The following is an 8,416-nucleotide window of genomic DNA, read 5'->3' as shown; positions in this document are numbered from 1 at the left end:
GATCGAGAACATGTTCGGCAGGCTCAAGGACTGGAGGCGGGTCGCAACCCGCTATGACCGATGCCCCAAAGTATTCCTTTCCGCCATCGCGCTCGCAGCAACCGTCATCTATTGGTTATGAATCCTGACCCTAGCCAAAATCCAAACCGTCAGGTCCAAGTATCTGAATAACCTGATCGAACAGGATCATCGATTTATCAAGCGTCGCGTACGGCACATGTGTGGGTTCAAGTCGTTCAGATCCGCCTCGGCTACACTGGACGGCATCGAGGTCGCCAACATGATCAGGAAGCGGCAATTCTCCAGCAATACGACGTCTGGCTTCCAGCTATTCGCCGGGCTCGCAGGATAGGTGTATCCAGTAAGTCGCTGACTTTGGCCGTTCCAAATGTTTGCGACACATCCGTATCTCAAAACCAAATGACGAATGCTTTCTTGAGGCCTGGCAACGATCCGACATGATGACCTCGCATGTCGTCACCTTTTTGCGGCTACTCTGCAGCGTCCGGAACGGTCGCTTCTGCGTATATCCTTTTCACACGTTCCTTTGTCGGATCAAAGTGCGGGAATGGAACGATCGTGGCTTTCAACCGCTTTTGCTGCCCGTCCAGTTGCCCAATCTCAATGTCTGCCCCAATGGTGGCATGTGTAACCGAAACCCGACCTAACGCGATGACCTTACCCAGAATGGGTGATTTCATTGCGCTGGTTATCTCTCCAACCTGCGCTTTTCCAATGCGCACGCAGTCGCCGGGCGAGGGGATCGTGCCCCCTTCGACCTCGAAACCAACCAGTTTGCGGTGGGGATGCGCCTTGCGTTCTTCGATCGCCGCCCGCCCGATGAAATCGTCGGTCTTTGATTTCAGCGGCACGGTAAAGCCAATGCCAGCCTCGAACGGATCGGTTTGATCGTCGAATTCGGATCCGGCAAAGATCAGGCCGCCTTCGATCCGCAACATATCGAGCGCGGCAAGGCCAAGCGGGGCAATTCCGTAGTTCTGACCAACGTCCCAGACACGGTCGAATATCTCGACGGCGTCTTTGGGATGGCAGAAAATTTCGTACCCTAGTTCGCCGGAATATCCGGTCCGGGAAATCACGACCGAAGTTCCACGTACATCTCCGACCCGGGCCACTGTAAGCCGGAACCAGGGTAGTTCTTCAATGGTCGGCTGCTGGGGGGGGGTCCAGAAGATCTGCGAGAGGATGTCGCGGCTGTGCCGCCCTTGAACCGCGATGTTGTGCAACTGATCCGTCGAGCTGCGCACCCAGACGTTCAGGTTCCGCTTGCGCGCCTGTTCCTGCAGCCACAAACCACTGGTGTCGTTGCCTCCGATCCAGCGAAAATTGGTCTCTCCCAGACGATAGACGGTGCCATCGTCGATCATGCCACCATGCTCATAACACATGGCCGTATAGACCACCTGACCAACGCTCAGCTTTTTCATGTTGCGAGTCACGCAAAGCTGCATCAGCTCTTCGGCATCCGGGCCGACAACTTCGTACTTGCGCAGCGGGCTCAGGTCCATCACGGCGACTTTGTCCCGACAGGCCCAGTATTCGGCAATTGCGCCATGGTTGGTCATAGTGTTGGGCAGCCAGTAGCCGTTGTATTCGACGAAATCACGGGTATGACGCGCAAAGCAGTCGTGAAAAGCAGTTTTCTTGGTTTCTTCCACATCCGCCTCCGCAGATTTTCTGTAGCCATAGGATCGCTTGAAATCCTCGGTCGCTTTGTAGGTTCGCACCTGAATGTCGGTCGGGTTCCAGCCATTGGCCGGGTCGATGTCGCAGGGACAGGCAGTGCTGATGCAGACCAGATCGGTCAGCGCGCGCAGCAACACGAAGTCACCCGGTCGCGACCAGGGATCGTCCATGCCAATGGCATTGGCGTCATCCAGCATCGTGTTGAAAAAGAAGTTGATCGCAGGCCAGCCGCCGCGCGGGCGGATGCCATACTGGTCCAGATCCTTATTGATGTTGTCCGAGCAGTTCACATGGCCAGGATAACCCAGATCTTCATAATACCGCGCCGTGCAGGCCAACCCAAACGTATCGTGACGTCCGCAGGTGTCCTGCACAATTTCGATCAAGGGCTCCTGATCGACGGACCAGTACTTCGAAAATATCCCCGGTTGCGGGTACAGGCTGCCCATCAGGCTGCGGGTCGTGGTCGGATCGATTTCGCGCTCGATCCCCTGATCCAGCGCCCGGCAGCTGAAGGCCTGAAAATCCGAACATTCGCGGCCGCGAATATCCATAATCTGGATGAATTCTCCGGCTTTGACCTCGTAGGACTGAGCATTGCCCGGCTGAATGTTGATGTCCTTCAGAGGGTCGGCGAGCGGATCGGGAGGACCCACTTCGGGTTTCTCGAGGCCGGGTGCTGCCCGCTGAATGTACAGAATGATGTCAGTCGGAGGATTGTTGTCCTCGGGCCGCATCGCTTCGCCCGGTGCGGCGACAATCAGCAGTCCGTCATTCTCCGCCACGAAATGCGCCATTTCGCCCGCGCGCGATCCGGCTGAAAAAGCCCGGACTGCATCTCCGCGTCCGATATCGAAGCCCGCGACCTCTAATGCGCGCAGCACTTTCTTTCCCGAGGCCGAACCATTCGCCAGAGTTGCAATCAACCCTTCCGGCCGCCCATGTCCCTGTGCGCCTAGCATGGCGGCGTCCGAGCTTCGATCAGGGGCAAAGAACACCATCTCGGCCGGTTGCATGCCATCGCGATCCAGCAGCGTGATGGTGTCGCCTTTGGACACCGGAACCGCGCGCGATCCCATTGCGGGAACCGGATGGCGTTCTGTGCCATGCGGCAGGATGGGCAGGCCAGGAGCCAACACCCCGCTGCGTTCGAACGGCACCTCAAACAAGGGTTTTACGTTCATCTGGTCAACTCCGGTTAATCCAGCCCCAAAGCGCGCTTGCGCTTTTCGGCCCAACTGCTGATTGCCATATCAAAGGTCAACGCCATCAGAGACACGTTCAGACCCAGTACAAAATTCTTGCCCAATTCGGTGCCTGCCAGGGTTCGCTGCAATTCCTGCCCCAGATCCTGCGTGCCGATGAACGCGGCAATAATGACCATGAAGAACGCGAACATGATGGCCTGGTTGAACCCGACGGCCATTGTCGGAAGCGCCAGTGGAAACTGTACTGACATCAGTTTTTGTCTGCGCGTCGAACCAGACATATCCGCGGCTTCGGTCATTTCCGGCGGCACGCTTCCCAGACCGATGATGGTATAGCGGATCAGCGGCACGGCGGCGAAGATCAGGATGGAAAACACGACCGCCACGTCATTGACGCCGAACAGCATGATCGCGGGGATCAGATAGATGAAACTAGGGAAGGTTTGCGCAGTGTCGCAGGCCAGCAGGATACTCTTGGACCAGCGGTTGGACCGAGCTGCGACAACGCCCAAGGGGATACCGATCAGAGTTGCCAACACAACCGCTGAAATCACTGTATAAAGCGTGATGATCGAGCGATCCCACCAGCCGGAAAACGCGACGATTGTAAAAAACACCGCAGCATAGATACCGGGTTTGCGGCCTCCGATCCAATAGGCAAAGGAGACAACCAGCAGGATGAACGCAGGTGTCGGAATGGCAAGCAAAGTATCACGAAACGGGATCAGAACTTTGACGTTCAGGAACCAGCGCAGCCATTCGGTTGTCCCTTTGATCACATCGAAGGCCAAAACCGACTTGATCACATCGTCGATTTCCTTTCCCTGGCTCAGATGCTGCTTGCGACCAACTTCAGCCAGGATCGGAAACACTTGCGACAACAGGGTGAACCCGACGAACAGACCCACTGCGATTAGCGGAATCCGGTGCCGTTTCCACCATGGCGTTCCGCGTTCGAAATGAATGGGCTGTTTGACGACCCAGGCCTTCGACATCCGGTCAAGCATGACCGCCAGAAGAACAATGGTCACGCCGATTTCAAACGAACGGCCAAGTTTGAAGCTGCCCATCATTGCAAGCAACTTGGCTCCAAGGCCCGGCATGCCGATAAAGGCGGTGAGAACCACCATTGCAAGACACAGCATGATCACCTGATTGACACCTACCAGCACTTCGGTGCGGGCGGCTGGGACGTATACATGCCGCAGCATTTGCCAGCGTGTACATCCAGACATCTGGCCGGCTTCGATCACTTCGGGGCTGACTTTCTTCAGACCCAGTGTGGTCATCAGGATCATCGGCGGGATGGCGAACGTAATTGTTGCCACGGCACCGGCTGTTGGCCCGACCTTAAAGAAGATCACCGCAGGCAGCAGGTAAGTAAAGAAGGGCAGGGTCTGCAACACCGACAAGATGGGCTTCAGCATCCGCTCGAACCAGCCATATTTCCACGCAGTTATACCCAGAACCAGACCCAGCAGGAACGCCAAGGGTGCTGCTACAACAATCACGGACATGGTTTGCATGGCGATGTTCCACTGCCCGATTGCCGCCGTCCAGATGAATGTGCCCGCTCCAAGGGCTGCCAACTTCCATCCCCCTACGGCATAGCCGACAACACCGGCAACAGCAGCAATCGCAGACCATGGGATCGGTCCCAGATTAGGCCAGCGACGCTTGCCTTCTAAAAGGTTGGCCGATGTGTCCAACAAAAACTCCAGCGGGCCTTCGGCGATGAAGCGCGTCACATAGATCAGGCCAAGGTCGTTTTGGATGAAGTTGAATACCGCATCCAGTATCTGCGCCGTAGGCGGGATTGCCGCCTCGGGAATGCGGTTCAACCATTCAGGGAGAATTCCGACCGCCTTGGCAAGGATCAGCGCAAAGGCGACAACCAGCAATGTCATAAGCACGCGGGTGCGCCCCCACGGCTTGTCCGACGACTCGAGCAGATCAGTGGACAGCGTCGCCATCATTCGGCTCCGAGCAGGACATTCAACGCAGCGCCGCGTTCCAGAACGCCTGTGACAACGCCTGTTTCATCCGCAACCGGCAACAGGATACGTTTATCGTTGACCAGAATCCGGGCCAGTTCATGAATGGTTGATCTGCCATTGATCGGCGCGCCTTCAAGGGTATGGCCGTTCACCGGTTTTGCCAGCCCTTTCGCATGCACCACGCGGGCCTTGTCGATATCCTCGGTGAATTTCGCCACATATTCGGTCGCCGGGTTCATCACGATCTGATCAGGTGTATCACATTGTTCAACCGCGCCGTTGCGCATGATTGCAATCCGGTCCGCCAGACGCAGCGCCTCGTCGAAATCATGGGTGATGAAGACGATGGTTTTGCCCAGCATTTCTTGCAGGCGCAGGAATTCATCCTGCATTTCACGGCGGATCAGCGGATCAAGCGCCGAGAAGGGTTCATCCAGAAACCAGATATCCGGTTCGATTGCCAGCGACCGGGCGATACCGACCCGTTGTTGCTGGCCACCGCTCAATTCCCGTGGGAAGTATTCTTCCCGGCCCTCAAGGCCAACCAACTTGATGACCTCCAAAGCGCGTTCGCGCCGGTCGTGGCGATCCTGCCCACGCATTTCCAGTGGGAAGGCGACATTGTCCAGAACCGTGCGGTGCGGCAGCAACCCGAAAGACTGAAACACCATTCCCATCTTGTTGCGGCGCAATTCGATCAGGTCGCGCTCGTTGAGTTTCATGATGTCCTGACCGTCTACTTCGATCGTGCCTCCGGTGATGTTGTGCAGACGCGAAAAACACCGCACCAGCGTGGATTTGCCCGACCCTGACAACCCCATGATGACAAGCATCTCGCCACGGCCAACCTCGATCGAGACATCCTTGACCCCGGCGATGTATCCATCCTCACGGATCTCGTCGAAACTGCGGCCTGCCGGCATGGACTTCAGATAGCTCTCGGGCGAGGGTCCAAACAGTTTCCAAACATTCTTGGCTGATATAACAGGCGCGATGGCGGACATGGCTGCTTTTCTTTCTTGTTGAGCGCGGCCCTGGATCACAAAATGATCAAGGCCGCGCCAGATTCACTATTCGTAGCCGTTATCAGCTGCAGGCACTGATCCAGAGGTCGACAACCGCGCGGTTGGCGTCCAGCCACTCTTCTGCCGCTTCTTCCGGCTCAAGCTCATCAGTGTCGACCAGCTTTGCCATTTCCGCGATCTGAGGGTTGGTGAAAGAAATCTGGGTCAGGGCGCAATACGCGGCTGGCCACTTGTCTTTCATGCCATCCCAAGCCGCCTTTTTCAGATAGCCACTTGCCGGGTTGCCACAATCATACAGCGCATCCGGGTTTGGACCCTTTGCGGGATCTTTGTCGCAGCCGTCTTCCCACGCCGGGAACTCCACAAACTCACCGGGCCAGACGGCTTCGGCAAAGTTTGGCGTCCAGTTGAACACAAGAACCGGCGTCTTGTCAGCCTCGGCGGCACCGATCTCGGCCCACAGCGCCGCGGCGGAACCCGCGTTGATCACGGTGAAGTTAAGATCAAGCGCTTCGGCGCGTTCTTTACCATGCTTCAACCAGTCTACCGGACCGTCCAGATACCGGCCTTTGTCGCCGGTTTCGGCTGTCGCGAACAAATGCGCACAATCGTTCAGGGCTTTCCAGTCCGGCAGGCCGGGGCAGGACTCTTTGGTCCACATCGGATACCACCAGTCCTCGCGAGTGACAGCATCGTGGTCGCCCGCATCATGCAGACCACCCTTTTCCAGAGCCGCGCGGAAGGATGCACCAAATGCACCTTCCCAGACTTCCATCTCAAGCGTGACGTCGCCCAGACGCACCGACTCGTAGACCGCCTGACTGTCTGTGGTGACATATTCGACATTATTGCCGATCTCTTCGAACAACTGGCCGACCACGTAAGACATTACGATCTGACTTGACCAGTTGTGTATTGGGATAATGATCGGATCGCTGCTGTCTTCGGCGATCGCGCCGGTGCCCGCTACCGCTGCCAAGGTTGCAGCAGAAAGTAGGTTTGTGAGTTTCATGTTCGCTCCCTGAGTGAGGTTCATTTTTGTTAAAGGGGCTCTTCCGGCCCGCGAATTCGTGCATTTTGCCTAGAATCGCTCATAATGCAGAAAAGAAATTTGAGGGGCGTTGACCATAAAATCTTGAGGCAAACTCAACTTTTTACTATGATAACAGTCGGTTGTTCGTTCAGACGGCAACGGGCGTCCATGAATGTTTTTGCGTGTGGCCGCGTCCAGATCGGGAAAAGTCCTGTAAATGCCCAAGAAAACATCAGTCACAGGGAAAGTCCTTCCTCCGCTCGATTATTTGTTGGCATTTGAAGCCGCGGCAAAAGCGCAAAGCTTTGCGCAGGCCAGCAAGGTGCTGAACATCTCGGAAACTGCGATCAGCCGCAAAGTGCGCCTGCTGGAGCAGCATTATGACGTGCCATTGTTCGTGCGGGGTCACCGTTCGGTGTCACTGACACAACAAGGTGCCATTCTGTTGGCTACTGTCGAGAAGTCACTGGATCAGATGCGGGACGTCAGCCGTGAAATGCTGGCCAAGCATCAGGCCAACAAGGTGTCGATTTCAGCGACGAACTCTGTTGCGTCTTTGTGGTTGATGCCACAGCTGCACAAGTTCAACAAATCCAATGGCCGTATCCGTATTTCGTTGGTGTCTTCGGACAGTGACGCAGAGTGTCTTTCGGATTCCATGGACCTGACAATCCTGCGTGGGGATGGCGATTGGCCGGGATACGAGGCAAAGCTTCTGTTCGGAGAAACAGTGTTCCCGGTTTGCAGCCCCGAGTACCTCAGAAGCAACCCCAATGCGGCGGATCTTTCCGCGCTGCCGGAATTGGACCTTATTGAAGTCACCAGCAGCCATGCGGAGTGGATGACATGGCGTACATGGTTCAGCGGTAACGGTGTTTCCACCTCGTCGATGGAGCAGGCCGTGGCTTTCAACACCTATCCACTGTCGGTTCAGGCTGCCGTCGATGGTTTGGGAATTGCATTGGGTTGGGCCCATCTTGTTGACCCCTTGCTTGAGAGTGGCGCGTTGGTCAGGCCGGTCCAGAACGCTTCGGTGCGAACGCAATCCGGATACTACCTGCTGAAAAGGCCGCTTCAAAAAGCTTTCCCGGAACAGCGCATCGTCGAGGATTGGTTGCTGGGTCTCAGCGCGGGTCGAAAAAGATACGCCTGATCCTGGTCGCAAAACCCTGATTCTTGACTTGATGTTTGGAAATGTCCCCTGGGCGTTTTTAACTCGTGTATTGACCCTTGGGAATATTTATTTACCTTAAAGAAAATTTCGACCGAATCTGGCCCTGCGTTTTGTCGCTTTGGCCGGACCAATTCAGACTATCTCACGCAGGGAGACCAAACCCAATGAGCTATAAATCCGACATCGAAATTGCGCGTGAAGCGAATAAGAAGCCGATCCAGGAGATCGGCGCGAAGCTTGGAATATCCAGTGACGATCTGTTGCCGTATGGG

The 8,416-nt window shown here is 56.0% G+C and carries 6 protein-coding genes and 1 pseudogene; 3 read left to right on the top strand and 4 right to left on the bottom strand.

What is annotated here, in order from left to right; all coding sequences use genetic code 11:
• Nucleotides 1-121 (top strand): transposase (locus tag ACR0AP_RS20600; RefSeq protein WP_480509122.1); only part of this gene is annotated, 121 nt, incomplete at its 5' end.
• 24 nt (nucleotides 122-145) lie between these two features.
• Nucleotides 146-352, top strand: a pseudogene (locus ACR0AP_RS20595) (DDE-type integrase/transposase/recombinase); the annotation flags it as partial.
• Nucleotides 353-491: 139 nt separating this feature from the next.
• On the opposite strand, the gene ACR0AP_RS20590 reads toward ACR0AP_RS20595, so the two are convergent.
• From ACR0AP_RS20590 to ACR0AP_RS20575, 4 genes are all read right to left on the bottom strand, one after another.
• Nucleotides 492-2,891: a trimethylamine N-oxide demethylase gene (locus ACR0AP_RS20590; protein ID WP_480509120.1), complete on the bottom strand. Its 2,400-nt coding sequence runs from the start codon at nucleotides 2,889-2,891 to the stop codon at nucleotides 492-494.
• Between the two features lie 14 nt (nucleotides 2,892-2,905).
• Nucleotides 2,906-4,888 (bottom strand): ABC transporter permease, encoded by a 1,983-nt coding sequence (locus ACR0AP_RS20585; RefSeq protein ID WP_480509118.1) that lies wholly within the window; start codon nucleotides 4,886-4,888, stop codon nucleotides 2,906-2,908.
• Nucleotides 4,888-5,916, bottom strand: a complete 1,029-nt coding sequence (locus ACR0AP_RS20580; RefSeq protein ID WP_480509116.1) for a quaternary amine ABC transporter ATP-binding protein — start codon at nucleotides 5,914-5,916, stop codon at nucleotides 4,888-4,890. The genes ACR0AP_RS20585 and ACR0AP_RS20580 overlap by 1 nt, the downstream gene beginning before the upstream one ends.
• A gap of 82 nt (nucleotides 5,917-5,998) precedes the next feature.
• Nucleotides 5,999-6,949 carry an ABC transporter substrate-binding protein gene (locus tag ACR0AP_RS20575; RefSeq protein ID WP_480509114.1) on the bottom strand — a complete coding sequence of 317 codons (951 nt, stop codon included), beginning with the start codon at nucleotides 6,947-6,949 and terminating at the stop codon, nucleotides 5,999-6,001.
• A gap of 238 nt (nucleotides 6,950-7,187) precedes the next feature.
• On the opposite strand from ACR0AP_RS20575, the gene ACR0AP_RS20570 reads away from it, so the two are divergent.
• Entirely contained in the window at nucleotides 7,188-8,123 is a 936-nt protein-coding gene (locus ACR0AP_RS20570; RefSeq protein WP_480509112.1) for a LysR substrate-binding domain-containing protein, read from the top strand.
• Nucleotides 8,124-8,416 lie beyond the last annotated feature (293 nt).

It is taken from the genome of Ruegeria sp. AF7, assembly GCF_056541885.1.
The sequence above is the reverse complement of the archived record's forward strand: the minus strand, read 5'-3'. Positions and strand labels throughout refer to the sequence as shown.